The organism is Actinomycetospora endophytica (genome assembly GCF_021026375.1).
Lineage (GTDB): Bacteria > Actinomycetota > Actinomycetes > Mycobacteriales > Pseudonocardiaceae > Actinomycetospora > Actinomycetospora endophytica.
In genome coordinates, this window is the sequence record NZ_JAJNDB010000005.1 from 158,514 (window position 1) to 184,280 (window position 25,767).

26 protein-coding genes are annotated in these 25,767 nt (G+C 74.3%); 13 read left to right on the forward strand and 13 right to left on the reverse strand.

All coding sequences use genetic code 11. The annotated features are described in order from the left end of the window. Positions 1 to 71: 71 nt before the first annotated feature. Genes LQ327_RS21740 through LQ327_RS21750 form a run of 3 tightly spaced genes read right to left on the reverse strand, consistent with a single transcriptional unit; the run spans position 72 to position 3,416 of the window. Positions 72 to 773 (reverse strand): YcnI family copper-binding membrane protein, encoded by a 702-nt coding sequence (locus LQ327_RS21740; protein ID WP_230737856.1) that lies wholly within the window; start codon positions 771 to 773, stop codon positions 72 to 74. 40 nt (positions 774 to 813) lie between these two features. Further along, positions 814 to 2,730, reverse strand: coding sequence for a copper resistance CopC/CopD family protein (locus LQ327_RS21745; protein WP_230737857.1), 1,917 nt, complete (start codon positions 2,728 to 2,730; stop codon positions 814 to 816). Between the two features lie 50 nt (positions 2,731 to 2,780). Then, on the reverse strand, positions 2,781 to 3,416 hold the full coding sequence (locus tag LQ327_RS21750) for a DUF305 domain-containing protein (RefSeq protein ID WP_230737858.1): 636 nt from the start codon (positions 3,414 to 3,416) through the stop codon (positions 2,781 to 2,783). Positions 3,417 to 3,502: 86 nt separating this feature from the next. On the opposite strand from LQ327_RS21750, the gene LQ327_RS21755 reads away from it, so the two are divergent. Both LQ327_RS21755 and LQ327_RS21760 read left to right on the forward strand, forming a co-directional pair. Further along, positions 3,503 to 4,045 carry an HdeD family acid-resistance protein gene (locus LQ327_RS21755; protein ID WP_230737859.1) on the forward strand — a complete coding sequence of 181 codons (543 nt, stop codon included), beginning with the start codon at positions 3,503 to 3,505 and terminating at the stop codon, positions 4,043 to 4,045. A gap of 76 nt (positions 4,046 to 4,121) precedes the next feature. Further along, entirely contained in the window at positions 4,122 to 4,355 is a 234-nt protein-coding gene (locus LQ327_RS21760) for a hypothetical protein (RefSeq protein ID WP_230737860.1), read from the forward strand. Between the two features lie 118 nt (positions 4,356 to 4,473). Here LQ327_RS21760 and LQ327_RS21765 read toward each other — a convergent pair whose 3' ends face one another. After that, positions 4,474 to 6,141: a class I adenylate-forming enzyme family protein gene (locus LQ327_RS21765; RefSeq protein WP_230737861.1), complete on the reverse strand. Its 1,668-nt coding sequence runs from the start codon at positions 6,139 to 6,141 to the stop codon at positions 4,474 to 4,476. Further along, positions 6,141 to 7,106 (reverse strand): cyclase family protein, encoded by a 966-nt coding sequence (locus LQ327_RS21770; RefSeq protein WP_230737862.1) that lies wholly within the window; start codon positions 7,104 to 7,106, stop codon positions 6,141 to 6,143. Before LQ327_RS21770 ends, LQ327_RS21765 begins: the two co-directional genes overlap by 1 nt. Positions 7,107 to 7,393: 287 nt before the next feature. Between LQ327_RS21770 and LQ327_RS21775 the strand changes: the two genes are divergently transcribed. Together LQ327_RS21775 and LQ327_RS21780 are read left to right on the forward strand one after the other, a co-directional pair. Then, complete coding sequence (locus LQ327_RS21775; protein ID WP_230737863.1) at positions 7,394 to 7,960, forward strand: nucleoside deaminase; 567 nt, start codon at positions 7,394 to 7,396, stop codon at positions 7,958 to 7,960. A gap of 5 nt (positions 7,961 to 7,965) precedes the next feature. Beyond that, on the forward strand, positions 7,966 to 8,640 hold the full coding sequence (locus LQ327_RS21780; RefSeq protein WP_230737864.1) for an antibiotic biosynthesis monooxygenase: 675 nt from the start codon (positions 7,966 to 7,968) through the stop codon (positions 8,638 to 8,640). Here the strand turns inward: LQ327_RS21780 and LQ327_RS21785 are convergent, their stop codons facing one another. Further along, positions 8,641 to 9,390: a 5-formyltetrahydrofolate cyclo-ligase gene (locus LQ327_RS21785; RefSeq protein ID WP_230737865.1), complete on the reverse strand. Its 750-nt coding sequence runs from the start codon at positions 9,388 to 9,390 to the stop codon at positions 8,641 to 8,643. It lies immediately after the preceding gene. A 117-nt stretch (positions 9,391 to 9,507) separates the two neighbouring features. On the opposite strand from LQ327_RS21785, the gene LQ327_RS21790 reads away from it, so the two are divergent. The 3 genes from LQ327_RS21790 to LQ327_RS21800 all read left to right on the forward strand — a co-directional run bounded on the left by LQ327_RS21790 (position 9,508) and on the right by LQ327_RS21800 (position 13,221). Further along, complete coding sequence (locus LQ327_RS21790) at positions 9,508 to 10,347, forward strand: aldo/keto reductase (protein ID WP_230737866.1); 840 nt, start codon at positions 9,508 to 9,510, stop codon at positions 10,345 to 10,347. A gap of 106 nt (positions 10,348 to 10,453) precedes the next feature. Then, positions 10,454 to 12,094, forward strand: a complete 1,641-nt coding sequence (locus LQ327_RS21795; RefSeq protein WP_230737867.1) for an acyl-CoA dehydrogenase family protein — start codon at positions 10,454 to 10,456, stop codon at positions 12,092 to 12,094. A 77-nt stretch (positions 12,095 to 12,171) separates the two neighbouring features. After that, positions 12,172 to 13,221 (forward strand): alpha/beta fold hydrolase, encoded by a 1,050-nt coding sequence (locus LQ327_RS21800; RefSeq protein WP_230737868.1) that lies wholly within the window; start codon positions 12,172 to 12,174, stop codon positions 13,219 to 13,221. Positions 13,222 to 13,294: 73 nt separating this feature from the next. Here the strand turns inward: LQ327_RS21800 and LQ327_RS21805 are convergent, their stop codons facing one another. Further along, a complete protein-coding gene (locus tag LQ327_RS21805; protein WP_230737869.1) occupies positions 13,295 to 13,906 on the reverse strand; it encodes a TetR/AcrR family transcriptional regulator in 612 nt (203 codons plus the stop codon). 71 nt (positions 13,907 to 13,977) lie between these two features. On the opposite strand from LQ327_RS21805, the gene LQ327_RS21810 reads away from it, so the two are divergent. Continuing rightward, positions 13,978 to 15,201, forward strand: coding sequence for an oxygenase MpaB family protein (locus LQ327_RS21810; protein WP_230737870.1), 1,224 nt, complete (start codon positions 13,978 to 13,980; stop codon positions 15,199 to 15,201). A 115-nt stretch (positions 15,202 to 15,316) separates the two neighbouring features. Here the strand turns inward: LQ327_RS21810 and LQ327_RS21815 are convergent, their stop codons facing one another. Genes LQ327_RS21815 through LQ327_RS21830 form a run of 4 tightly spaced genes read right to left on the reverse strand, consistent with a single transcriptional unit; the run spans position 15,317 to position 19,239 of the window. Next, complete coding sequence (locus LQ327_RS21815; protein ID WP_230737871.1) at positions 15,317 to 16,171, reverse strand: crotonase/enoyl-CoA hydratase family protein; 855 nt, start codon at positions 16,169 to 16,171, stop codon at positions 15,317 to 15,319. Between the two features lie 52 nt (positions 16,172 to 16,223). After that, the gene (locus LQ327_RS21820; RefSeq protein WP_230737872.1) at positions 16,224 to 16,568 is read right to left on the reverse strand and encodes an STAS domain-containing protein; all 345 of its coding nucleotides are present in this window, start codon (positions 16,566 to 16,568) and stop codon (positions 16,224 to 16,226) included. Further along, on the reverse strand, positions 16,565 to 17,611 hold the full coding sequence (locus LQ327_RS21825; protein ID WP_230737873.1) for a cobalamin B12-binding domain-containing protein: 1,047 nt from the start codon (positions 17,609 to 17,611) through the stop codon (positions 16,565 to 16,567). Before LQ327_RS21825 ends, LQ327_RS21820 begins: the two co-directional genes overlap by 4 nt. Further along, positions 17,608 to 19,239, reverse strand: a complete 1,632-nt coding sequence (locus LQ327_RS21830; RefSeq protein ID WP_230737874.1) for a PP2C family protein-serine/threonine phosphatase — start codon at positions 19,237 to 19,239, stop codon at positions 17,608 to 17,610. Before LQ327_RS21830 ends, LQ327_RS21825 begins: the two co-directional genes overlap by 4 nt. 167 nt (positions 19,240 to 19,406) lie before the next feature. Here LQ327_RS21830 and LQ327_RS21835 point away from each other — a divergent pair, with 167 nt between their 5' ends. The 3 genes from LQ327_RS21835 to LQ327_RS21845 all read left to right on the forward strand — a co-directional run bounded on the left by LQ327_RS21835 (position 19,407) and on the right by LQ327_RS21845 (position 21,766). Beyond that, positions 19,407 to 19,835 (forward strand): GlcG/HbpS family heme-binding protein, encoded by a 429-nt coding sequence (locus tag LQ327_RS21835; protein WP_230737875.1) that lies wholly within the window; start codon positions 19,407 to 19,409, stop codon positions 19,833 to 19,835. An 81-nt stretch (positions 19,836 to 19,916) separates the two neighbouring features. Further along, a complete protein-coding gene (locus LQ327_RS21840; RefSeq protein ID WP_230737876.1) occupies positions 19,917 to 20,567 on the forward strand; it encodes a GntR family transcriptional regulator in 651 nt (216 codons plus the stop codon). Next, on the forward strand, positions 20,564 to 21,766 hold the full coding sequence (locus LQ327_RS21845) for an MFS transporter (RefSeq protein WP_230737877.1): 1,203 nt from the start codon (positions 20,564 to 20,566) through the stop codon (positions 21,764 to 21,766). Before LQ327_RS21840 ends, LQ327_RS21845 begins: the two co-directional genes overlap by 4 nt. 51 nt (positions 21,767 to 21,817) lie before the next feature. Here LQ327_RS21845 and LQ327_RS21850 read toward each other — a convergent pair whose 3' ends face one another. After that, entirely contained in the window at positions 21,818 to 22,840 is a 1,023-nt protein-coding gene (locus LQ327_RS21850) for an NAD(P)-dependent alcohol dehydrogenase (RefSeq protein WP_230737878.1), read from the reverse strand. A 25-nt stretch (positions 22,841 to 22,865) separates the two neighbouring features. Continuing rightward, a complete protein-coding gene (locus LQ327_RS21855; protein WP_230737879.1) occupies positions 22,866 to 23,273 on the reverse strand; it encodes a hypothetical protein in 408 nt (135 codons plus the stop codon). Between the two features lie 87 nt (positions 23,274 to 23,360). Between LQ327_RS21855 and LQ327_RS21860 the strand changes: the two genes are divergently transcribed. Both LQ327_RS21860 and LQ327_RS21865 read left to right on the forward strand, forming a co-directional pair. Then, entirely contained in the window at positions 23,361 to 24,746 is a 1,386-nt protein-coding gene (locus LQ327_RS21860; protein ID WP_230737880.1) for an FAD-binding oxidoreductase, read from the forward strand. An 11-nt stretch (positions 24,747 to 24,757) separates the two neighbouring features. Beyond that, on the forward strand, positions 24,758 to 25,765 hold the full coding sequence (locus LQ327_RS21865; RefSeq protein ID WP_230737881.1) for an alpha/beta hydrolase: 1,008 nt from the start codon (positions 24,758 to 24,760) through the stop codon (positions 25,763 to 25,765). The last annotated feature ends 2 nt before the right edge of the window (positions 25,766 to 25,767 follow it).

The following is a 25,767-nucleotide window of genomic DNA, read 5'->3' on the forward strand; positions in this document are numbered from 1 at the left end:
GGTGCGCTCCGCGCCCGTGAGCAGTAAGTGACGCTATGGCGTCACTTACTGCTCACCAGGCCGAAGGCCACCTAGGTTCGCCGCCCCCGCAGCAGCGCCACCCCGAGCAGCACGATCGCGACGACGGAGAGCACCAGCGCGATGATCCCGATGACCAGCGCGGGCGTGGACGACGAGCCGCTGTCGGACGTGGTCGCCGCGGCCCCCTCGTCGGACCCGGCGGCCCCGATCGTCAGCGACGGGGACGGGTGCTCCGGCTCCGGAGCACCCGGCGCGGCCGACTCGTTCCACGCGACGACCGACCCGTCGCTGTAGGTCTGGTTCGCCGGGAACGCGAGCGAGGGCGCGTTCGGCAGCGGCCCGACCAGCAGCGAGAACTCGTCGAACTGGCCCGGCGCGATCGCCGTCGTCGGGCTCTGGGCGGTGAACACGACGTCGCTGACGACCTGGTTCACCGGGCCGTCGTCGGTCTGCAGCGGCTGCGCGAGCGTCTTCTTGTTCACCGTGGCGGTCCACCCCGGGTGCGGCTGGACCGAGACCGACGCGAGCGGCTGGTCGGCCGGCAGGAAGATCTGCACGGCCGTGGTCGACGCGGTGTCCTTCTCGGTCGGCACCCGGAACGCGAGCTGGGCGTAGGAGCCGGCCGCGGCGCCGCCGTCGGCCGAGACACGGATGTGGGCGGACGCCGGGATGGCGCCGAGGGCGAGCAGCGCGGCGCCCACGGCGACGACGGCGCCGAGGCGCGCCAGGGCGCGGCGGGGACGGGGATTCACTTCGACGGGCTCCTTCTCCTGCGGGGACGACGGCGACGGGTCAGCGGACGGGGATCACGACCCGGAAGAGCGTGGGCGGTGCGACGGGGCTCGCGACGGTCACGTCGAGCGCCCAGTCACCCGGGACGGCGAACGACAGCGGCGCGCCGACCCGGCCGCCGGGACCGGGCGCGGCGGTGACCGGCAGCGGCCCGATGCCCTGGGCGGGGAGCGTCAGCGACGCCTCGACGACGGACACCGGCACGGCCCGGCCGGCGGAGTCGCGCCCGGTCAGGTGGACCGCCGTCGAGCCGGTGTGGGCGGCGTCGACGTCGGTGGTGAGCGCGAGGCCGCCGGCGGTCGCGGTGCTGGTGAACGCCGGGGCGTAGGTCTCGGTGGCCTGCGGCGAGCCGACGAGCACGGCGGTCACCGCGAGCACGACGACGGCGATCGCCGCCTCCGCCAGCAGCCCCCGGCGCAGGGTCGACGCCGACGGGAGGTCGAGGCCGGGGGGTGGTGGGCCGTCAGCGATGGTCCGTTGCTGACGTCTGACGTCAGAACGGCGCCATCCTGACGACGGGGGTTCGGGCGGTTCCGACGGTTCGGACTCGGTTTCCGACGACGCGGGCGCCGGGTTCGACGACGACGGCGCCGGGCCCAGCGAGAGCGCGAAGCTGCGCGGCCGACCCGGAGCCGCCGCGCGCTCCGTACCCCGCCGCGGCACCGTCACCGGCCGGGCGACCAACCGACCCGCGACCAGCCGCCGCGCGCGATCACCCAGCACGAGCAGGACGACGACCGCGGCGACCTTGGCGATCAGCAGCCACCCGTAGGTCGTCGTGACCAGGGCGCCGGGCTCGACGACGTCGCGCCAGGTCTGGTACAGCCCGGTCGCGACGATCACCCCCACCGCGATCTGCGCCCCCCGCGAGAAGCGCGGGAGCACCGCCGCGACCGGCGCGAGGATCGTCGCCTCGGCCCGGCGCCGCAGCGCCAGCAGCAGCACGACGAGCCCGCCGATCCACAGCGACATCGCGGTGAGGTGCGCGAGGTCGACCGCCAGCCCGAGCACCACCGGGGCGTCGACCCCCGCGTGACCGGAGGCCGAGAACGTCGCCGCCGCCGCGACCAGCGCCACGGTCACGAGCACGGCGCGCTCCCCCGCCGGCGGCGGCGCCTCGGCGACCGGGACCGCCGCCACCAGCCGACGTCCCGCCGCCCCGGCGACGAGCACGAGCACCAGGCGCGCGAGCAGGAGCCCGCCCGTCGGGGAGTCGACCGCGGTCGCCAGCACCGTCGGGTCGAGCACGGAGCCGAGCCCGACCCCCGCGGCGTCCGGCCCCTGCAGCAGCAGCGCGAGCGCGGTCCCGACGAGCAGCGCCCACCAGCCGGCCACCACGCCGCGGCGGGCCCGGCGCTGGACCTCGACGTCGGCCCCCGCACCCCGCAGCGCCACGAGCACGGCAGCGCCGCCGACCGCCGCGAGTCCCACGTACTCGACGAACCGCGCGACGGCGAGCAGCGCACCCGCCGCACCTCCCCCGCTCTCCGGCGGCGGTGGCGCGGCAGTCGGTCCGGGATGGCCCACCGAGAACCGGAAGCCGCCCGAGACCGGGTGCGAGTCCGCGGAGACCACGCGCCAGGTGACGGTGTACGTGCCGGCCGCCAGGGCGGGCTCCACCCCGACGCCGACCGTGGTCGGGTCGCCGTCGACGTGCGCGGCGGCGCCGGTGTCGACCTCGTGCAGGGCGCCGTCGTACACCCGCACCGATCCGGGTACGACGGTCACGGCCTCGCTGAAGGTCACGCTCACGGTCCCGGGGGCACGCGCGACGACGGTGTCCGCACCCGGCGAGGTCCGGTCGAGCATCGCGTGCGCCGAGGCCGGGACCGCCGCGACCCACCCGAACAGCCCACAGAGCAGCGCGACGAACACCGCTGCCGCGATCCGCCGTCGGGTGCCTGCGAGCCGCTCCACAGGTATCGGGTCGCTGTGGGGCCCTGTCCGGTTCCCGGCAGTTCGTTCGATCACGGCCCGAGCAGGACACGCATCCGATCGATCTCGGCCTGCTGGGCGACGAGCAGCGTCCGGGAGAACTCGGCGAGCGCCGAGGTCGACGCCACTCCCCCGGTGGCCGCGAGCTGGTCACGGGCCATCGTGAGGGCGCCCTCGTGGTGGGCGGTCATCGTCCGGAGCCAGAGCCGGTCGAACGCCGGTCCCCGCAACGTCCGGAGCCGCGCGAGCGTCGCGGCGTCCGCCATCCCGTCCATCCCCGCCATCCCCGGCGGCGGACCGGTCGGCGCCCCGCGCACCCGCAGGAACCCCTCGAGCTGGCCGACCTCCTCGACCTGGGCACGGTCGATCCGGAACGCGAGATCCGCGACGTCGGGCGACGACGACCGGCCGGCCACCAGCGCGGACAGCTCCAGCGCCTGCTCGTGGTGCCCGAGCATCATCCGGGCGTAGCCGGTGTCGAGCGCGGCCACCGCGGCAGGCGCCGGCGCGGTCGTCGTCGGGACCCCGGGACCTCCCGACGACGGGGCTGCGGAACCTCCCGACGACGGGGCCACCGGGGCGTCCGCGCACCCCGCGGAGCCGGCGGCGACGACCACCGCGAGCATCGCGATCGGCACCCAGCGTCGCCACTGCGTCACACGCCGCACCAGCACTCCTTCCCGCACCGCGGATCTGCCCGCCGTTCGCCGGATCTCCCTGGTCAGCGGCCCGCCGGTGGTGTACTCACCGTGACATGACCTCGTCCACCATCGGTTCCCCGGACGTCGCCAAGCGGTGGGGCTGGATCCTCGCCGACGGCATCCTCGGCGTCATCGTCGGCCTCGTCGCACTCGTGTTCCCGGGCGCCACGGTGCTCGTCCTCGCGCTCTTCCTGGGGATCGGGCTCGTGATCTCCGGGATCATCGAGACCACCACCGCGCTACGTGTCCAGCACGGTGCGCCCGGCCGGTGGTGGGTGGTGATCTTCGGGATCATCACCGCGCTCGCCGGCATCTTCGTGATCTTCCACCCGGGCGCGGGGGTCGTGATCCTCGTCGTCGGCCTGCTGCTGTGGTTCCTGTTCGTGGGCATCAACGACCTCTTCGTCGCCACGCGCACGCCCGAGCACCGCGGCTGGAACATCGCCATGGGTGTCCTCGCGCTGCTCGCCGCGGTGATCCTGCTGTTCAACTTCAGTGCCGCCGTGGGCACGATCGCCCTGCTCGCCGGCCTGGGCTTCCTGCTCCGTGGAGCGTCGGAGATCGGGCTCGCACTGAGCCTCCGTCGCTCGCAGTGATCACCCGGACGGGGTCGTTCACGATTCAGTCCGGGCTGCCTACGGTCGGCGGACCACCCGCCACGAGGAGGACGCGATGGACCCGGCCACGACCGGAACCGCAGGACTGCAGCACGTCGCGACGTTCTGCGGCCAGTGCAACTGCGGCTGCCCGGAGCTCTACCTCGACCCCGCCGCCGACGACGAGCGCCGTGTGGTGATCACCGACGACTTCGGTCAGCGCATCCAGATGAGCCTCGGCCAGCTGGCCGACCTCGTCGCCGACGCGCGGAACGGCGTGCTCGACGAGGTGCTCGCCTCCGCGTCCTAGTCGTAGTCCGCCCCTCCCCGGGACGAACGACTCGTTCGTGGCGTCTATTGCCACGAACGAGTCGTTCGTCCCGGACGGGAGCGGCCCGCAGTGGGCGCCGCCCCCGGGCGGGAGCAACTCAGCGGCCCCGGAGCTCCCGGCGCAGCAGCTTCCCGGTGACCGTTTTCGGGATCTCCTCGAGCAGTTCCACCTGGCGCGGGTACTTGTAGGCCGACATCCGCTCCTTGCAGAACGCGATGAGCTCGTCGGGCGTCACCGACGACCCGGCCCGCACCGAGACGAACGCCTTCACGGTCTCGCCGCGGTACTCGTCAGGGACCCCGACGACGGCTGCCTCCCGCACCCCGGGGTGCTCGTAGAGGACGTCCTCGACCTCCCGCGGCCAGACCTTGTAGCCGCCGGCGTTGATCTGGTCCTTCTTGCGGTCGACGACGTAGAACCAGCCATCGGCGTCCATGTACCCGACGTCGCCGGTCTTGAGCGCGACCTTCCCCTCGGCGTCGCGCAGCGCGTTCTCGGTCTCCTCGGGCTTGTTCCAGTAGCCGGGCACGACCTGAGGGCCCCGCGTGACGATCTCCCCGACCTCACCGACGTCGGCCTCGGACCCGTCGTCACGCACGATCGACACCACCGTGCTGAACACCGGCACCCCGACCGAGAGGGCTCCCGAGGCCTCGTCGACGGGGGCGTCGCCGCCGAGCGGGACGCCGTGCGACGGCGAGTTGGTCTCGGTCAGCCCGTAGAAGTTGTGGATGTAGTGCCCGAACTGGTCGGAGAAGGCCTTGACGGTGCTCGGCGGGATCGGCGCCCCGCCCGAGTACAGCTTGACCATCGAGCTCATGTCCTCGCGCTGCGCGCCCTCGGCGTTCATCAGCGCGATGAACACCGTGATCGAGCCGATGGAGAACGTCGGCCGGTGCTCGCGGATCGCGTCGAGCATGACGGCCGGCTCGAACCGGTAGGCCAGCACCAGCGGCGCCGGCAGCAGCAGCGCGATCGCGAGGTGCCCGACGACGCCGGTGATGTGGAACAACGGTGCGACACCGAGGATCGAGTCCTGCGGGGTGAGCTGGATCCAGTCGCGGTAGGTCTGGGCGTTGAAGACCACGTTGCGGTGGGTGTTCATCGCGCCCTTGGGCGGGCCGGTGGTCCCCGACGTGTAGCCGAGGAAGGCCACGTCGTCAGGTCCGAGCTCGACGGCGGTCGGCTCCCGCCCGCGGGTCGCGGCGAGCACCTCGGAGAGGTCCTCGGTCCCGTCCGGGCGGCTCCGCTCCATGCCCTTGAACAGGCGGTCGTCCTGACGGGTCTGGAACTCCAGTGGCGACGTCGTCCACGCGATCCGCACGGACGTGTTCGGGACGACCTCCGCCGCGACCTGGTCCCAGAGATCCTCCTGGGACACGATCGCGGTCGCCTCGCAGTCGGTGAGCAGCGTGGTCAGCTCCCGCTGGCGGCTCATCGGGTTGATCGAGACGACGATGCCGCCGGCCTTCCAGGTCCCGATGACGGCGACGACCGCCTGCGGGATGTTCTGGAGGTAGGTCGCGAGCCGGTCGCCGGGGGCGAACCTGCGGTCGGTCAGGGCCACCGCGAACGCGTCGGAGAGCTGGTCGAGCTCGGCCAGGGTCAGCACGCCGTCGAAGTACCGGACGATCTCGGTCTGCGGCGCGCGCGCCAGCGAGGCCTCGAAGAGCGCGAGCATGCTCGGGAACTCGGGGGTGATGTCGGCCGGGTAGTCCTCCCGGTAGCGCGCCAGCCAGGGCCGCTGCGCGTAGCCGCCGCCCATCAGCGGATCACCACCGGGTTCACCGGGGCGCCGGTCGCCTCGTGGATCTTCAGCGGGGCCGCGGTGTAGAGGAAGTCCCAGCGGCCGTCGGCGGCGCACGCGTCGGCGAGGTCGTCGAGCCAGATGATCTCGGCGAGGCTCACGCCGAGGTTGCGCAGCAGCGACGCGTGCAGCGGCAGCGTCACGCCGCTCTCCGGGTCGTGGGTGACCTCGTTGGCGATCGTGTCGGTGACCAGGTTCGGGATCTCCTTGTCCTGGAACCACTCGACCAGTTCGCGGGAGTACGTGAGGCCGGGCTCGACGAAGCCGTCGTAGAACTCCTCTTTGGGCACCGCGTAGAAGAACTTCAGCCAGCCGGTGCGGATCAGCAGCACGTCCCGGTTCCCGATCGTGACGCCCTGCGCGGCGGCCGCCTCCTCGAGGTCGCGGTGGGTGAAGGTCTCGCCCTTCTCCAGCCACTGCTTGCCCCGGTGGCGGGCCATGTCGATCAGCACGCCGTGCCCGACGACGCCGCGCTCGGCGATCGGCATGATCGACGCCCAGCTCATCCCGCCGCCGTTGGTGGACGCGGCGTCGACGTCGTTCCAGATCCGGTCGTCGTACCAGGCGTGGCCGAGGGCGTCGTACTGCGACGAGCCCTGCAGGAACATCGTCGCCTTGTCGTCCGAGGCCCGGAGGCCGCCGGGGAACGCCGGGCCGTTGCCTCCGGGGGCGAAGGCGTCCTGGTCCCAGACCATCTCGCGCTGGATGCCCTCGCGGCCGGGGAACACCGGGTCGCCGTGCGGCAGGCCCATCGGGCACTGCAGCGTGAACACCTGGCCGTCCTTGACGCTCGCGACGCCACGCAGCACCTGCGCCGCGTCGAGGTAGTTCAGCGACCCGATCTGGTCGTCCGGTCCCCACTTGCCCCAGTTCTTCGGGGTGTCCGCCCCGAGCAGTTCCGCCATCGAGGGTGCGTCCGTCATGGTCTGTCTCCTCGCCGTCGAGTGGGTGACCTGGGCCTCACCGTGCCCGGGATCACCGGTGGGCGGCAAGGGTCCGCGATCTTCGATGTCGACGACATGTCGACGCGGCGGAGGCTCGCATTCCGTGATCGCGTTGCTACTCCATTCGGGCTAGATCTCTTGGTTTGATCGGCCTAGCGTTGCCGGCGTCACCGTCGGACCGCCGCTCGCGCCGCCGGTTTCTCCCCCATCCCACGGACCACGGTCCGTTCCCTGGCGCGCCCGCCGGCGCGAAGAGAGGTCGAGGAATGACTCACGACGAACTGATGGCCGAGGCCTGCCGGCTCGCGAGCGAGACCGTGCGCAAGGGCTGGGGCGGGCCGTTCGGCGCCGTGCTCGTCCGCGACGGCGAGATCATCGCGCGCGGCCAGAACCGCGTGCTGCTCACCGGCGACGTCACTGCGCACGCCGAGGTCGAGATGCTGCGCAAGGCGTCGACGGTCCTGAACCCGAACGCGCCCACGATCGCGCCGGAGCAGCGCCCCGACGGCCACCTCGCGCTCGTCCCGCGGCCGGAGGGCTCCCCCGACGTCGTCGAGGCCCGCGCCCGGATGTTCATGGGCACCGAGGTCTACACCAGCGGGATCCCCTGCCCGATGTGCATGGGCGCCCTCTACTGGGCCCGCGTCGACGCGATCTACTTCGCCAACGACCTCGACGCCACCCGCGGCGTCGGGTTCGACGACCAGTTCCAGTACGAGGACTTCGCCCGCCCGCTCCCGGAGCGCCGGGTCAAGATCGAACAGCTCCGCCCCGACCTCGGCGCCGCGCTCTACGAGGAGTACGTCGCCTCGCCCGAGCGCTACGCGTACTGAGCCCGGTGAGCAGCAACTCCGCGGTCGGTCCCGCCCCCGTCGGACCGACCACCGACGACGTCGTCGCCGTCGTCGTCGCCCACGCGGTGCCCCCGCAGGACGAGGCCGCGTTCCTCGAGTGGCAGCAGCGGATGACCGAGGCCGAGCGCGGCGCGCCCGGCCACGTCGGCTCCGAACTGCTGCGGCCCGTGCCGGGGGTGCAGGAGGAATGGGTGGCGGTGACGCGGTTCGCCGGCGGGCCGGCGCTGGAGGCATGGCTCGCCTCGGCGGAACGACGACGGGTGCTCGACGACGGCGAGCGCTTCCGCGACTTCCGGATCCAGCGGGTCGGCCCGTCGTTCGGCAGCTGGTTCGCCGGCCCGGACGCGGGGCCGGACGCCGGCCCGCCGTCGTGGAAGACCGCGCTGTCGGTGCTGGTCGGGCTCTATCCGACCGTCGTGCTGCTGACCCTGGCGCTCTCGGCGCTGTGGCCCGCGGCGCCGCTGTGGGCGAGCCTGCTGGTCGGCAACGTGCTGTCGGTGAGCGTGCTGACCTGGGTCGTGATGCCGGTGGTGACGCGGGCGCTGGGCTTCTGGCTCGAGCCCGCGTCCCGCGGACCGCGGACGGACGTGCTCGGCACCGTCGTCCCGCTGATGTTCCTGGCGTTCGCGGCGGCGGTGTTCTGGGTGCTCACCACCTGATCAGGGCCGCAGCGTGCCGAGGAGCGGGATCGCCGCGATCTTCTCCTCGGTGAGCTCGTCCCAGGTGATGGCGGCCGGGTGGCGCGGCGCCCGGGTGCAGCTGATCGTCCGCTCGGGGGTGATGATCAGGTCCAGGTGGACGTCGTGGTCGACGGTGGGGATCTCGCCGTCGGCCACGACCTGGTCCTCGTGCACCGTCGTCACCACCGGGGTGTCGGCCGCGACCAGCCCGGCGCCGTACGCGATCGCGAACTCCAGGTCGGAGAACCCACCGCCCTTGCCCAGCCGGGAACCGTCGGGGCTCACGGCGACGCAGCCGGCGACGACGAGGTCCACCGTCTCCAGGTCCGCGACGGCGACGGTGCGGCCCGCGGCGGACGCACCCTTGATCGACGACGCCTGGCGTGGGGTGCGCCCGCCGAGGTCGTCGGGGTCGAGGAGGAAGAACGGGTTCTCCTCGGCCAGGCGCGGCACGGCCATGTAGACGGTCTTGCCGTCCTGTAGCGCCCGCTGGCGGACCGGCCACTGCGCGGAGTCGGGGTTGCACTTCAGGGTGCGGGCGCGCTGCCAGACCTCGGTCTCGCGGAGCCGGTCGGCCGCCGCCTCCGCGCCGGTGACGTTCGGGATGCGGTTGCGCGCGCCGGGGAAGCGGGCGTGCTTGCGCTCGGAGAGCGTCGCCCAGATCCGTTCGCGCAGCTCCTGCTTGGCGCTGAGGATCTCGGGGGAACCGCCGGCGTCGTCGTCGTGCATCGATAGGTGCCCTCCGGGCTCGTGAGCAGTAATTGACGCTATGACGTCAGTTTGTGCTCACAGGCGCGGAGCGCACCTGGGTGGGTCGACCGCAGCCTGCCAGGGCACCCGGGCGTCGTGGACGTCCCGACGATCTCCCTCCCCGACGGCACCCCGATCCCCGCGCTCGGCGTCGGGACCTGGGGCTACGCCGAACAGCCGGCCCGACGCGACGACGAGATCGCGTCGCTGCGCGCGGCCCTCGACGAGGGGCTGACGCTGGTCGACACCGCCGAGATGTACGCCGACGGAGGCGCCGAGGACCTCGTCGGGGAGGCGCTGGACGGCCGCCGTGACGAGGCCTTCGTCGTCGACAAGGTGCTCCCCGGCGACGCCGACCGACGCGGCACCCACGCCGCGTGCGAGCGGGCCCTGCGGCGGCTGCGCACCGACCGGATCGATCTCTACCTGCTGCACTGGCGCGGCCGCCATCCGCTGGCCGAGACCGTCGCGGCGTTCGAGGAGCTGCGCGCCGACGGGAAGATCCGCGCCTGGGGCGTCAGCAATCTGGACGCCGACGAGCTCGACGAGCTGGTCGACGTCCCCGCGGGGACCGGGGTCGCGACCGACCAGGTCCTCTACAACCTCACCCGTCGGGGGCCGGAGTGGGACCTCCTCCCCTGGGCCCGGGACCACCGGCTGCCGCTCATGGCCTACTCCCCCGTCGAGCAGGGGCGGCTGCTCGACGAACCCGCGCTGCGCGACGTCGCCGACCGGCACGGGGCCACGCCGGCGCAGGTCGCGATCGCGTGGGTGCTCGGGCACCCGGGGGTCGCGGCGATCCCGAAGACGGCGACGCCCGCCCGGGTCGCCGAGAACCGCGGCGCGCTCGACCTGCACCTGACCGAGGACGACCACGCCACGCTCGACGCCACGTTCCCGCCACCGGACCGCAAGCGGGCACTGGAGATCCTGTAGGTGGCCTTCGGCCTCGTGAGCAGTAATTGACGCTGTAGCGACGATTTGTGCTCACGAGCGCGGAGCCCACCTACCGGTGAGTAGCCCGACGTGGTGGGATCGGGTCATGCCCTCCACCCACGCCGTCACCAACCAGGTGCCCGACCTCGTCGACACCGACCTCGCGGCCGACCCGCCGCTGCTCGAGGCCGTGGCGCGCGAGGGCGCGGGGTGGTCGCTGGACGCGCTGCACGACACCGGCCGTCGCGCCGGATCGGCGCAGGTCCGCGAGTGGGCCGACGCGGCCCACCGCAACGAGCCGCGGCTGCGCGCGTTCGACCGCGTCGGCCACCGGGTCGACGAGGTGGACTACGACCCCGGCTACCACGCCCTGCTCGGCGAGGCCGTCTCGCGCGGGTTCGCCGGCGCGGTGTGGGCCGGCGCGGACGGGCTCGGTTCCCCGCCGCGGCCGGGGCAGCACGTCGCCCGGGCCGCGGGGTTCCTCGTCTGGTCGCAGGCCGAGGCGGGTCACGGCTGCCCGGTGTCGATGAGCCACGCCGTCGTGCCGGCGCTCCGGGCCTCCCCCGAGCTGCTCGCGCAGTACGGACCCGGGCTGGTGTCGACCGTCTATCAGCCCGGCCTCGCCGACCCGGCGTCGAAACCCGGCCTGCTGGCCGGGATGGGGATGACCGAGAAGCAGGGCGGCTCGGACGTCCGGACGAACACCACGAGCGCCGTCGCCAACGCCGACGGCAGCTACACGCTCACCGGGCACAAGTGGTTCACCTCGGCGCCGATGTGCGACGTGTTCCTGGTGCTCGCGCAGACCGCCCAGGGCGTCACCTGCTTCCTGGTCCCGCGGATCCTGCCCGACGGTTCCCGCAACCCGTTCGCGATCCAGCGGCTGAAGGACAAGCTCGGCAACCGCTCCAACGCCTCGTCCGAGCCCGAGTTCGACGGCACGATCGGCTTCCGCGTCGGCGACGAGGGCCGCGGGGTGCGGACGATCATCGAGATGGTCGCGTGCACGCGCCTGGACAACGCGCTCGGCTCGGCGGCGGGCATGCGCGACGCGGTGCGGCGGGCGACCTGGCACGCGACCCACCGGCGCGCGTTCGGCTCGGCGCTGATCGACAAGCCGCTCATGCGCGGGGTGCTCGCCGACCTCACCGTCGAGTCCGAGGCCGCGGTGACGCTCGCGGTGCGGCTGGCGGGGGCTCAGGACCGTGCGCCGCACGATCCCCACGAGGCCGCCTTCCGCCGCATCGGGGTCACTCTCGGGAAGTACTGGATCTGCAAGCGGCAGACGGCGGTGGTCGGCGAGGCGCTGGAGTGCCTCGGCGGCAACGGGTTCGTCGAGGAGTCCGGCATGCCGCGACTCTTCCGGGAGTCGCCGCTGAACTCGATCTGGGAGGGCTCGGGCAACGTCAACGCGCTGGACCTGCTGCGGGTGCTGAGCCGGGAGTCGGCGGCCGTCGAGGCGTACCGGGCCGAGGTCGAGGCCGCGTCCGGCGCCGACCACCGGCTCGACGCCGCCTGGAAGTCGATCCTCGACGAGCTGCGCGACCCCGCCGAGGAGCGCGCCCGGTGGCTGGCCGAGCGGATGGCCGTCGTGCTGCAGGGCTCGCTGCTGGTGCGCCACGCCCCGACAGCCGTGGCGGACGCGTTCGTCGGGTCCCGCGTGGCCGGGGAGCACGGCGCGGCGTTCGGCACCCTGCCGCGCGGGGTCGACGTCGACGGGATCCTGGCCCGGGCGCCGTTGGGCTGACGCCATGTGCGTGTGTTTCCGTGCCCTGGCACGGAAACACACGCACGAGCGCGGCCGCGCGAACTAGCGTTTCGGGCATGACCGAGCTGCTGCCGGGCGTCACCGCCGCCACCGTCGACGCGCGGATCCGCATCCACCACCTCGAGTCCGGCCCCGCCGACGGCGAGCCGGTCGTGCTCCTGCACGGGAACCTCTCCACCGGCCGGTTCTTCGAGCACCTGATGAGCCCCGCGAGCGAGCGGTTCTGCTACCTCGCCCCGGACATGCGCGGCTTCGGCCGGTCCGAGCGCGTCCCCATCGACGCCACCCGCGGCCTCGGCGACTGGGCGGACGACCTCGTCTCCTACCTGCAGACCCTCGGCGTCGAGCGTCCGCACCTCGTCGGGTGGTCGACGGCGGGTGCGGCGATCGCGCTGGTCGCGCGGCAGGTCCCCGTCGCGAGCCTGACCTTCCTCGACCCGGTGTCGCCGTACGGCTTCGGCGGCACCTTCGCGGACGGCACACCCTGCTTCGACGACCACGCGGGCACCGGCGCGGGCGTGGCCAACCCCCACTTCGTCGAACTGCTGCGCGTCGGCGACCGCTCCACCGACGAGCCGGTCTCGCCGCGCAACGTCATGAACGGCACCTACTGGTCACCGAGCTTCCGGCTGCCGCCCGAGCGGGAGGAGCTGCTGCTCGACGAGATCCTGCTGACCCACATCGCCGAGGACGGCTACCCGGGCGACTCGACGACCTCGAAGAACTGGCCCGGCGCCGCCCCCGGCACCCACGGCCTGCTCAACGCCCTCTCGCCGAAGTACTGCTCCTGGGCCTGGCTGCCCGAGATCGACCCGAAGCCACCGGTGCTCTGGACGCACGGAGAACAGGACCTCGTCGTCGCGGACGGGTCCTACCTGGAGCTGGGCATGCTCGGCCAGGCGGGCATGGTGCCGGGCTGGCCCGGGGTCGACGTCTTCCCGCCGCAGCCGATGATCACCCAGATCCGCACCGTGCTGGGCCGCTACGAGCAGGCCGGCGGACGGGTGCGGACCGAGGTGTTCGCCGGCTCCGGCCACGGCCCGCACGTGGACGCCGCCGAGCGCTGGCTGGAGATCGCGACGGAGTTCTGGGCGGCTTCGGCCTAGACGGCCACGTGCGTGCGTTTCCGTGTCTGAGCACGACAGCAACACAGCACGCCGATAGGGCACGCACGAGGCGTCAGCCGAACCGTGAGCGCAGGTACCCGCCGACCATCGCGGTGAGCTCGTCGACGATCGCCTCCCGGGGCACGTCGGGCTGCTCGAGCACCCAGGAGATCGTCACGTGCTCGACGGTCCGCACCAGCATCCAGGCCACCGCGTCCACCCCGGACGCGTCCTGGTGCTCGGCGATCAGCGCCCCCGCGACGAGCGCGTCGATGCGCCGCGCGAACCCCACCCGACGCCGCCCGATCGTCCGGGGTTGTTCCTGCGCCAGCACCCGCACCAGGTCGGCCTCGGCGGAGAGCGCGTCGAGGAGGGCCTCGAGGTGGTGCCGGACGGCGTCGTCGCCGGCGCGCAGGCTGCCCAGGAATGCGCGTGTGATGCGAGCTTCGAGGTCGTCGACGGCACTCTCGACGACCCGCTCGAGGATCGCCTCCTTGTCCGGAAAGTACTGGTAGAGCGTCCCCGGACCCACTCCGGCGGCAGCCGCGATCCGATTCGTGCTCGCCCCCTCGAAACCCCGCTCGAGCAGGACGGATCGGCCCGCGTCGAGGATGCGTTCGACGGTGGCGCGGGATCGCTCCTGGCTCGGGCGGCGCCGCATCGCACGGGGCTCGTCGACAGCCACCGGACACCTCCCGGGAGTGGGGTCGAAACGCGAGTTGAACCCGAGTCAGAACTCGTGTCAGCGTTCTCTTCATGGTGGCAGAGACGGTGACACCGACGCTCCCCGAGTTCCCGACGCGCTTCCGCGGCGCGCCCGAGCGCAACGCGGCGATCGCCCGGCCACTCGCCTACCTCGGCCGGGTCCGGCGCACCGACGAGGCCCTCGTCGACGAGATCGGCCGGCGGATGCTCGCCCGCGACGAGATCGGGGCCGACCTCGCGGCCGCGATGCGCCGCGACGCCACCCCGCGGGTCACGACGACGGCGCTGCACCGCGCGATCGCCGAGGGCGCCGACGACGACGATCCCCCGGCGTTGCGCCGCTTCGTCGAGGCCCTGGAGCGGGAGCCGGACTGGCTCGACCACGACCTGCTCGAGCGCGGCGCCCGCGCGTACCGCCGGATGGGTCGCAGCCGCGACGATGTCCTGCTCGCGCTCTCGCTCATCGGCGGCTACCGCTACGCCGGCCCGGCCGACCTGCTCGTCGCCACCGGCGGGCTGACGGGCTCCACCGCGATGCGCCGCCTCGGCGAGACCACCTCGTGGGGCCACGCGGTCTCCCGTCCCGGGGGGATGGCCCGCGACGGCGAGGGGTTCCGGGTCACCGCGCACGTCCGGGCGATGCACGCGCTGGTCGACGACCGCTTCTCCCGCCGCGACGACTGGGACAGCGCCGCGCTGGGCCTCCCGGTCAACCGCAGTGATCTCGCCGGCACGCTCGCGCTGTTCAGCGCCACCGCGATGCTCGGCGTGCGGGTCCTGGGCCGCCACATCCCGGCCGCGGACTCCCGCGCGGTGATGCACCTGTGGCGCTACGTCGGGTGGCTGATGGGGGTCGACGAGGACTGGCTGTTCGCCGACGAGCGCTCCCAGCACGCCTTCGACCACCACCTGCTCCTCGCGCAGAGCGGCCCCACGCCGGCCGGTGCCGCGCTGACCACGGCCCTCGTCGAAGGAACCCGGCGCAGCCATGCCGAACGCGGCGGGCCGCTGCGCGGGTGGTGGGCCCGACGACGGCTGCTCTCGCACCTGCGCGTGTTCCTCGGCGCGCAGGGCTGCCGCGACCTGGGCCAGCCGGTCCTCGTCCCGTGGACGGTCCTGCCGGAGATCGCGCGCAACGTCGTCGAATCCTGGATGATCGCGGCGACCGCGACGGGCAGGCGGTGGTTGGAACGCCGCAGCGACGCCGGCGTCGAGGACGACCTCGAGCGGCTCCTCGGCGAGCGACCGCGCCGCCCCGCCGAGCTGCCGGTCTGAGCGCCCAGCTGCCGGCCCCGGGAACGCACGAACGGCACTCTGGTCACCTTCATAGGTGACCAACGTGCCGTTCGTCCGGTATGGGGGGCCGGCGCTCGTCCGGGAAGGGCGACCCTCAGCGCCCGGTGAAGTGCGGCTCCCGGCGCTCGCCGAACGCGGTGAACGCCTCGGCGAGGTCGGCGCTGGGCAGGAACGCGGCGTTCCACGCGGCCACGTAGCGCAGGCCCGCCTCGACCCGGGGACCCCGCTCGGCGTCGAGGACGTCCTTGATGCCGCGGGTGACGAGCGGGGAGTTCTTCGCCATCGCGCCCGCGAGCTCGAACGCCGCGGCCCGCAGCGCCTCCTCGTCGTCGAGCACCCGGTTGACGAGGCCGATCCGCTCGGCGTGCGCGGCGTCGACGTCGGCGCCGGTGAGCGCCAGCTCGCGCAGCGCCCCGTCGCCGATGATCCCGACGAGCCGCTGCAGCGACCCGAGGTCGGCGACCATCGCCATCCGCACCTCGCGCACCGAGAACACCGCGTCCGCGCCGGCGAGCCGGACGTCACAGGCCGTCGCGAGGTCGACCCCGCCGCCGATGCACCAGCCCTGGATCGCCGCCACGATCGGCGTGCGGCAGTCGGCGACCGCGGTGATCGCGGCCTGCAGGTCGCGGACGTGGCGCAGGAACTCCTCGCGCGCGCCGGCCGTGGGGTCGGTGAGCACGCTGCCCAGCGACTCGGTCGCCGCCCGCAGGTCCAGCCCGTAGGAGAAGCGGCCCTCGGCGCCGGTGACGACGATCGCGCGGACCTCGGGGTCGGCGTCGAGGGCCCGCATGACGGCGGGCAGCTCGGCGAAGAACGCGGGCGCCATCGCGCGGGCCGTCATCGACACCTCGGCCACGTGGGCGGTCGGGGTCTCGCGGGAGACGGCCAGGGACTCGAGGTGCTCGGGCAGGGCCGCTGCGGAGGAACCGGCCACGGACGTCGTCATGACCCGACTAGATCACCCCGGGCGAGCGGGAGTCCAGCGACCCCGGGCCCCGTCACGCCTCGCGCAGCACCCGGTCCAGTCCGGTCAGCCGCAGTGCCCGGCTCGGCTGGCCGTGCACGCCGCGCAGGTGGAACGCCCCACCCGCCGCGGTCACCCGTTGCGAGGCGCCGAGCAGGACCCGCATCCCGCAGGAGTCGCAGTAGGGCACCGACGCCATGTCGACGACGAGGTCCACCGGCCCGTCCGCCGAGCTCAGCCGGTGGTCGATCACGGCCTCGAGCTCGCGGAAGTGGCTGTAGTCGAGATCGCCGGTGACCACGACGACGACCGCCGCCCCCGGCTGCTCGTCGACGCGGACGGTGAAGTCCAGCGCGTCGTGCTCGACCCCGGCGCTCACGCGGACCCCTCCGCACCGACCTCGGCACACGCCGCCCGCACGGCCTCCGAGCGCAGCAGGGCGACGGTGCGCGGTGAGTCGCCCAGCCGGGACGCGAGCTCGTCGAGGGCGCGCCCGGCCTCGGCGGGGGTGAGCCCGTGCGGCACGGTGAGTGAGGAGATCCAGCGCACGAACCGGGCGAGCAGGGCCGGGTCCGCGACGTAGACCGCGGCCGCGAGGAAGTCCACGAGGTGCCCGAGGTCGTCGGTGAGCTCCTCGGAGGGGTCCGCCCCCCGCAGTCGTTCGGCGAGATCCCCGATGAGCTCGCCGCGCCGGGCGTGCAGGTAGGCCTGCTCCTCGCGCGAGGCGTCGTCGACGGTGACCGCCGCGTCGTCGCCGACCAGTGCCTGGCCGGCGAGCAGGTCCGCGGCCGCCCGCGCGTCGGGCGCCCACCCGTCGGCCCCCACCGCCCGGGCCCAGCGACCGTCCGGGCCGAACGCCGGACCGCCCGCGAGGATCGGGGTCCCGCTCGCGCGGCATGCCTCGACCAGGCGCCGCGCCGCGGGCAGCCGGGAGGGCAGCGAGCTCGACACGGCGACGACGTCGGGCCCCGCCGTGTTCAGGTGCACCGCGACCTGGGTGGCCGGGACGCTGGACCCGAGGAAGGTCACCTCCCAGCCGTGGTGCGCCAGCACCTCGGCGAGCAGGCGGGCGGGCAGGCCGTGCCACTCGCCGTCGAGACACGCCACCGCGATGCGCCCGACGCCGGTCGGGGCGGGCGCGGGCCGGTGACGGCTCACCGCGGCCACCACCCGCTCGGAGATGTGGGTCGCGACGTGCTCCTGCACAACGGTCCACGTGCCGGCCGCCCAGCGCTCGCCCACCTCGCGCTGCGCCTCGGCCACGACGTCGAGAAGCACGTCCTCGGGGTCGTGCCCGCCGTCGATCGCGGCGAGGGCGACGACGACCGCCCCGGTCTCGTCCGAGGCCTCCAACCGGGCCAGGTAGTCGTCGCGGACGGCGTCGAGGTCGGCGGCGGTGGCGGGATCGGCCGGTGCGGTCACGCGTGGTCTCCCCTCGGCACGGCGGGCGGGGCCTGGAGCGCGAGCAGGGCCACGTCGTCGTGGTCCCGGCCGCCCAGCCAGGCCGAGAGCAGCTGCAGGACCCGCTCGCAGACCACCTGGGCGGGGGCTCCGACGCAGCTCGCGAGGGCACCCTCGAGGCGTTCCTCGCCGTAGAAGTCCCGGCCGTCCGGCCCGCCGCGGGCCTCGGTCACGCCGTCGCTGTAGAGCAGGCAGGTGTCGCCGGGGCGCAGGAGCACCTCGGTGGCCCCGAACTCGCCGTCGCGCAGGGCCCCGACGAGCGTCCCGCTCAGCCGCACCTCGACGACGGAGCCGTCGGCGCGCAGCACGTACGGCGGCGGGTGGCCGCCGGTCGCCAGGCGCAGCCGCACCGATCCGTCCGGCGTCGGACGGGCGTCGCCGAGGACCATCGTCGCGAACCGGGGCATCGTCGGGGCGGCGCCGGCCGCGTCGAGGTCGGCCGCGTCGAGCAGGGCGGCGTTGAGCAGGTCGAGCAGCGCGGCGGGGTCGCGCTCCACCAGGCGCAGGGCGTGCAGCGACTGCCGCACCCGTCCGGACAGCACCGCCGCCTCGATGCCCTTGCCGCACACGTCGCCGAGCAGGAACGGGGTCTCGCCGGACGGGGTGACCGGCAGCACCTCGTAGAAGTCGCCGCCGACGCGCAGGCTCTCGCGCGCCGGCCGGTAGGCACTGCCGAGGACGAGCCCGTCCACCGCCTCCGGCAGCCGCGGCGGCTCGAGGCTCCCCTGCAGCACCTCGCCGAGGTGGGCCTGCTCGCGGTAGAGCGCGGCGGCCGAGAGCGCGGTGCCGACCCGGACCGCGTACTCCTGCGCCAGCGGCAGCCCGTCCTCGACGTCGGGGGGCAGCGGCGTCTCCGTGACCAGCACCAGCGCGCCGCGCACGACGGTGCCGGGGACCGGGACGACGGTGACGTGCCCGGTCGGCGGTCCCGCGGACCAGACGGGCAGGTCGGCGAGCTCGACGGCGGCCCAGGGGTCCACCGGGGAGTCGCCGGTCATCGCCTCGAACAGCCGCGGCGCACTGCGCAGGTCGGCGCGGGCGATCTCTCCGGGGACCGGCCGGGCGCCCTCCTCGCCGCGCACCCAGCGCACCGTCTCCGAGGCGTCCGCGAGCAGGACGAGCACCGTCGGCGCGAGCGTCCCGGCCGCGAGGGTGGCCGCGGTGCGCAGCGTGCGCTCGACGTTGAGCACGCCGTGCAGCGCACGCCCGGCCTCCGCGAGGAACTGGGCGCGGGCCTGGGCACGGTGCAACGACCGCGAGCCGCGGCGCTCGTCGGTGACGTCGCGCAGGTACCAGCAGGTCAGGAGGTCGCCGGAGCGCGAGTCGTCGGCCAGCGGCTGCCCGCGGCCCACCAGGCTGCGCCCACCGACCTCGGCCTCGAACTCCTCGGCGCCGCCCCGGACCACCGCGGTGAACGCGTCGTGCCCGCCGTGCTCGACCGGCGCCCCCGCCGCCAGCCCCGGGAGTAGCCGCTCCCCGGCCGGGTTGATCGCGTGCACGATCTGCCGGGTTCCACCGGGGCGCTCCGCGCCGGTGACGACAACGGCCTCGCTGAGCCCCTCCAGGACACGGGCCGACAAGCTGCGCATGCCCGAAGGCGGCGTCGGCAGAGGTCCCCCCGCCGGCATCGTCGAGTCCATGGCGCCCCCAGGGATCGTGGTCCGCGGGCCCACGTTAGCGCTTCCGCCGGATCGCCCCGGACACCCGGTGTGACCACGACCCGCGCCCGGCGCGCGGTCGTGGTAGGCAGCCGCCCATGAGCGCCCTGACCTACGACCACGCCAGCACCATCGTCGCCGCCGCCCTCTCCCACGGCCGGGAGGCCGGCTACAAGCCGCTCACCGTGGCCGTCCTGGACACCGGCGGACACCTCGTCGCGCTCGGCCGGGCGGACGGTTCGGGGTTCCTGCGCCCGGACGTGGCGGTCGCCAAGGCGCACGGCGTCATCGGGCTGATGATGGACAGCCGGGCCATCGCCGCACGCGCTTCCGACTCGCCGGAGTTCTTCACCTCGGTCGCCTCGCTGGCGGGCGGGAAGGTGTTCTCGGTGCCCGGCGGGGTGTTCGTGTGCGACGCCGACGGCGAGGTCATCGGCGCGGCGGGCGCCTCCGGGGACGCGTCGCTGGCCGACGAGGAGGCGGTCGTCGCCGGCATCGAGGCGGCGGGTCTGGTGGCGCGTACATAGGTGGCCTACGGCCTTGTGAGCACAAATTGACGCCCCGACGTCAATTTGTGCTCACAAGCAGTGGCACCTAGTGTTGTATCTATGTCCGACACCAGTGGCGTCTCAGCGGCGGACGCCGTGTACCGCCACGTGAAGGACCGCGTGCTGACCGGCGAGCTCGAGGGCGGCCGGATGGTCAGCGAGGGCGAGGTCTCGGCCGCGCTGGGCGTCAGCCGCACCCCGGTCCGCGAGGCGTTCCTGCGTCTCGAGGTCGAGGGGTGGCTGCGGCTGTTCCCGAAGCGGGGCGCCCTCGTGGTCCCGGTCGCGCCGCACGAGATCGACGAGGTCCTGGACGCCCGCGCGCTGCTCGAGGCGCACGCCGCGGCCGACGTCGTGACCCGTCCCGACGACCTCGCCGCGCTGCTGTCCGCCCTCGGCGCGGCGATCGACCGGCAGGCCGCCGCCCACGACGCGGCCGACCTCCCCGGATTCGCCCGGGCGGACGCGGAGTTCCACCAGCTCGTCGCCGACGCCGGGCGCAACTCGCTGCTCGGCGGCTTCTACGCCACGTTGCGCGAGCGCCAGCAGCGGATGACCGCCGACTCGGTCCGCGGGCGCAGTGCCGCCGCCACCACCGTGCTCGACGAGCACCGGGCGCTGCGCGACCTGCTCGCCGCCCGCGACGTCGAGGGTTTCGCCCGCGCCCTGACCGACCATCTCGACAACACCCACCGCCACGGAAGGACCCGATGACCGCGACCCTGGACCAGTCCACCGCGACCCGTCGGGGCTCGACCGCCTGGCTGCCGGTCGGGCTCGCCCTGTTCACCGTCGCCTGGGGCGGCAACCAGTTCACGCCGCTCATGGTCATGTACCGCGAGCTCGGCGGGTTCTCGACGGCGACCGTGGACGTGCTGCTCGGCGCCTACGTGCTGGGGATCGTGCCCGGCATGCTCGTCGGCGGGCCGCTCTCCGACCGCCTCGGGCGCAAGCCGCTGATGCTGGCCGCGCCCCCGATCGCGATCGCCGGCAGCGTCGTCCTGGCGGCCGGCGGCGACGTGGTGCCGGTGCTGTTCGTCGGCCGGGTGCTGGCCGGGCTGGCGCTCGGCATCGCGATGGCGGTCGGGTCGACGTGGATCAGCGAGCTGTCCTCGCTGCGCGGCGCGTCCGCCGGCGGGGCCTCCCGCGCGGCCATGTCGCTGACCCTCGGGTTCCTGCTCGGCCCGGTCGCGGCCGGGCTGCTCGCCCAGTGGGCGCCGTGGCCGGAGGTGCTCTCGTACGCCGTCCACGTCGTCGTCGGGATCCCCCTCGGCCTCGCCGCGCTGCGCACCGTCGAGACGCTCGACCGCGACCAGGTCCCGACGCGGCGCCTGGTCGACGACCTGCGCATCCCGGTCGGCGAGCACCGCGAGTTCATGACGATCGTCGTGCCGGTGGCGCCGTGGGTGTTCACCTGTGCCGGGGTGGCCTACGCGGTCCTGCCGTCGCTGGTGTCGAGCGCCGTCCCCGGGCACGCGATCGCGTTCGGGGCGGTGATGACGGCGGTGACGCTGGCCGCCGGGGTGGGCGCGCAGTCGCTGGCCAAGCGGCTCGGGCTGGCCGACGCGCGCGGCGGGATGCTCGGGCAGGCGTTCGCCGCGGCCGGGATGCTGCTGGCCGCGGTCACCGCCGCCGTCCCGGGCGTGGTGCTCGCGGTGGTCTCGGCCACGGTGCTCGGGATCGGCTACGGCTTCGCGCTGGTCAGCGGGCTCGCCGAGGTGTCACGCATCGCGCCGGCGCGTCATCTCGCCGGGCTGAACGCGGTGTTCTACGCGCTGGCGTACCTCGGGTTCCTCGTCCCGGCTGTGCTGGCGGTGCTCGCGGGCCTGGTCTCGTACAGCGTGCTGTTCGTGGCGCTGGGCGTGATCGCGCTCGGTGCGCTGGTCGTCGTGAGGTGCGCTGCGCGCTTGTGAGCACAAATTGACGCTCTGGCGTCAATTTGTGCTCACAAGGCCGCAGGCCACCTATGGGTGCACCACGGCCTTGAGCGCCAGCGGGTCACGCCGCGCCGCGAGCAGCGCCCCGACCGCGTCCTCCAGCGGGTGGTGCGACGTGATCATCGCGTCGAGCCGGATACGCCCGGAAGCGGCCAGCGCGATCGCCGCCGGGTAGACGTGGGCGTAGCGGAACGTGCCCTTCACGACCAGCTCGCGCGCCTGCACGAGGTCGAGCGGCAGCGTCACCGACGCGCCCGTCCCCACCAGGACGACCGTCGCCGCGGGCGCCGTCGCCGCCACCGCCAGGTCGATCGCCGGCTGGACCCCGGTGCACTCGAGCACCACGTCGGCCTGGCCGAGCACCTCGCCGACCGACGCGAGCGCGGTGTCGTGGTCGTTCCCGTCCACCGTCGCCGTCGCGCCGAACTCGGCCGCGGCCTCCCGGCGCAGCGCCATCACGTCGGTGACGACGACCGATGCGGCCCCGCGGGCCAGCGCCACCTGCAGGCACAGCAGCCCGACCGGCCCCGCCCCGCTGACCAGCACCCGTGTCCCCGGGCCGATCTCGGCCTTCGTCGCGGCGTGCAGCGCCACGGACAGCGGCTCGACCAGCGCGGCGGCCTCGTCGGAGAGCGAGTCCGGGATCGGGTGCGCGCGGTGGGCGGGCACGACGACGTACTCGGCGAACGACCCGTCCACCGGCGGGGTCGCGAAGAACGCGATGTCCGGGCAGAGGTGGTAGCGCCCCTGCCGGCACTGCGCGCAGCGCCCGCACTCGGTCTGCGGCTCGACGGCGACCCGGGTCCCGACGGCCGGTGTGGTCACCTCGGACCCGACGGCCGACACCACCCCGGAGGTCTCGTGCCCCAGGACCAGCGGGGCGTGCATGACGAACCCGCCGATGCGCCCGTGGTCGTAGTAGTGCACGTCGGAGCCGCACACGCTCACCGCCCGGACCGCGACCTGCACCTGACCGGGGCCCGGCTCCGGAATCTCGCGCTGTTCGAGGACGACGTTGTCCGGCTCGGTCAGGACCGCCACACGCTGCATGCCGCCGAGTGTGCCCCCGAACACCTCAGTCCAGCTGCGCCCGGATCCGCCGCGCCGGGGTGAACACCCGGAGATCGAGCATCCCGGGCGGATCGGCCACCCCGGGGCCGCCGGCCCGGACCCACTCCGAGATCTCGTCCTCGGTGTCGCGGTCGAGCACGCCGAGCAGCCACACCGGGCGCCCACCCGCGGCCCGTCCGGCCGCCGACGGCGACACCACCGCGACCGTCGACTGCGCGCACGCGTCGAGGCAGTCGGACAGCCGCACCCGCCCGGCGTCCGCCGTCCCGGCCCGCAGCCGCTCCACCTGTCCGGCGTGGTCGATCCCCGGGTGCTTGCGCTCGGTCCCGCAGCAGCACCCACGGCAGAGGGTCACCGTCGGACCGGAACCAGGACCGGAACCGGGACCGGACCGCTTCGCCGCCTTCGTCATCGGCCGCCACGGTAGGGCCCGAGGGCCTCCGGCGGCGTTACCGTGAGATCACCGGCACGCTCACCGACCCCAGGGGGACCCCAGCCCATGACCGCCGTCGCCCCGGCCCCCGTCGTCGCCGACCTCCGCGCCGCCCTGCCCGCGGACCGCGTGATCGACGACCCGGACGTGCTGGCGTCGTACGCCCACGACGACGCCGAGTGGGCGCCCTGGGAGCTGCCCGCGGCGGTGGTCCGGCCGAGCGACACCGCGCAGTGCCAGGCCGTCGTCCAGGCGTGCCTGCGCCACGGTGTCCCGGTGATCCCCCGCGGCGCGGGCACCGGACTGTCCGGCGGCGCCAACGCGATCACCGGCAGCGTCGTCGTGTCGGTCGAGCGGATGACCCGCATCCACGAGATCGACGGGGCCGAGCGCCTCGCCGTCGTCGAGCCCGGTGTCGTCAACGACGACCTGCGCGCCGCCTGCGCCGCCCGGGGCCTCTGGTATCCGCCCGATCCGGCGAGCTCCCCCTGGTCGACCATCGGCGGCAACGTCGCCACCAACGCCGGCGGCGTCTGCTGCGTGAAGTACGGCGTCACCCGCGACTACGTGCTCGGGATGCAGGTGGTCAACGGCCTCGGCGAGCTGGTCCGCCTCGGGCGCCGGACGGCCAAGGGCGTCGCCGGGCTCGACCTCGCCGGGCTCATGGTCGGCTCCGAGGGCACCCTCGGGCTGATCACCGAGGTCACGGTCAAGCTGCGGCCGGCCCGCGCGCCGGAGCACACCGTGGCCGGCTACTTCTCGAGCATCGTCGACGCCGGCCGCGCGGTCGCCGCGATCACCGCCGACGGCATGACGCCCAGCGCGCTGGAGCTGGTCGACCGCACCTGCCTCGAGGCCGTCGACGCCTGGAAGAACATGGGGCTCTCCGCCGAGGCGGACGTCATCCTGCTCGGGCGCTCCGACGCCCCGGGCGCGGCCGGGATCGCCGAGGCCGAGCAGATGCTCGCCCACTTCGACGCGGCCGGCGCCGCGTTCTCCGCGCAGGCCGCCGACGCCGAGGAGGCCGACGCGCTGTTCGCGGCCCGCCGGCTGGCCTACCCCGCGCTCGAGCGGCTCGGCCCGGTGCTCACCGAGGACGTCTGCGTCCCCCGCGCCGCGGTCCCGGAGATGCTGGCCCGCATCCAGGCCACCGGGGAGCGCTTCTCGACGACGATCGCGAACATCGCCCACGCCGGCGACGGCAACCTGCACCCGCTGCTGATCACCCCGGTCGGCGACGAACCCGCCCGCGAGCGCGCCCAGGCCGCCTTCGAGCAGATCCTCGCCGACGCCCTCGACCTCGGCGGCACCGTCACCGGCGAGCACGGTGTCGGGCTGCTCAAGCGCCACGGTCTCGAGGCCGAGCAGGCGCCGGAGGTCCTCGCCATGCAGCGCGCCGTCAAGGCCGCCCTCGACCCGCACGGCATCCTCAACCCCGGCAAGATCGTCTGACGATGGGCTCGATGATCAAACGACTCCTGCTCCTGCTCACCGGCCTCCTGGTCACCGCGCTCGGCGCCCAGGCCCTGAGCGTCCGCCGGGCGGCCGCGCGCGTCGCGCCCGAACTGCGCGGCCCGCGGCTGCTGATCTCCTTCTCGTGGGTGCCGCTGGGCGTGCTGCCGCTGATGCGGCGGTTCCTGCGCGCCGACACCCCGCTCGGCCCCGGCGTGGCGGTCCGGCACCGGACGGTCACCTCCCCCGAGGGCACGACGGTGGACGTGGTCGTCTACGACGCCGGGTCGCGCCCGTCTCCCTCCGGCGCGCTGCTGTGGATCCACGGCGGCGGTCACCTCGTCGGCGACCCGGGCATCGACCACGCCCTGTGCAGCCGGTTCGTGCTGGAGGCCGGGGTCCCGGTGGTGAGCGTCGACTACCGCCTCGCGCCCGAGGACCCGTACCCCGCCGACCTCGACGACTGCTACGCCGCCCTGCGCTGGCTGCAGACCCACACCGACGAGCTGGGCGTCGACCCGTCCCGCGTGGCGGTCGGCGGTGCGAGCGCGGGCGGCGGCCTCGCCGCGGCGACGGTGCAGCGGGCGCACGACGCCGGGCACCCGGTGTGCTTCCAGCTGCTCGAGTACCCGATGCTCGACGACCGGACGGCGCTGGTCACCGACCAGGCCGGCCGCGGCCGGTTCGTCTGGACGGCGAGGATGAACCGCCGGGCCTGGTCGGCCTACCTCGGAGGCCCGGCCGGCAGCGAGGGTGTGCTGCCCGCCGCGGCGCCGGCCCGCCGCACCGATCTCACCGGCCTGCCGCCCGCGTGGATCGGGGTCGGCGACCAGGACCTCTTCCACGACGAGGACCTCGCCTACGCCCGGCGGCTGCGCACCGCGGGCGTGGCCTGCGCGCTGCACGTCGAGCCCGGGATGTACCACGGCGCCGACTCGGTCGCCCCGGACGCGCCCTCGATGACCGCCTTCCGCGGCCGCATGGTCGACGCGCTGCGGGATGCGGTCGCCCGGCACTGACG